The organism is Methylobacterium mesophilicum, assembly GCF_022179445.1.
In the GTDB taxonomy this organism is placed as follows: Bacteria; Pseudomonadota; Alphaproteobacteria; order Rhizobiales; family Beijerinckiaceae; genus Methylobacterium; species Methylobacterium mesophilicum.
Genome location: NZ_BPQU01000098.1, coordinates 1 through 416 on the forward strand (window position 1 = coordinate 1; position 416 = coordinate 416).

A 416-nucleotide genomic window follows, 5' to 3' on the forward strand; every position below is an offset into this window, starting at 1 on the left:
GGGCGATGGTCTGGCCGCCGAGGCCGGCCTGCCCCGACAAGGCTTCGGCAAAGCGCTCCATGAAACGGCGGAAGGCCGCCTCGAACGGCTCCGGATCGAGCAGCCGGAACAGCCGGCTGAACGTGTCGTGGCTCGGGATGCCGTGCTTGAGCGCCAGCACCGAGCCGAGAAGATCGGCTTTGGCGGCGCCGAACTCGGCCATGTCGACGCAGGTCTCCGCGCCACACAGCACGGCCGCAAAGGCGATGAACAGGATCTCCGACAGGTCGTGCCGCGCATTGCCGGACCGAGGATCCGGAACCGCCGCGAAAAACACACCCAGACCGCCCATGCAGGATCTCCCGTGCTCCAGGAGACCTTAAAGAATCCAGTTCGCGCTTCGCCGAAAGACCCCGCTGCCAAATGCGATTCCCCTG

Annotated in this window: 1 protein-coding gene; it reads right to left on the minus strand. The window is 66.1% G+C overall.

Annotated elements, in window-relative coordinates; all coding sequences use genetic code 11:
- Positions 1 to 331 (minus strand): ISAs1 family transposase (locus tag MFF40_RS28375; protein WP_238263157.1); only part of this gene is annotated, 331 nt, incomplete at its 3' end.
- Between the last annotated feature and the right edge of the window lie 85 nt (positions 332 to 416).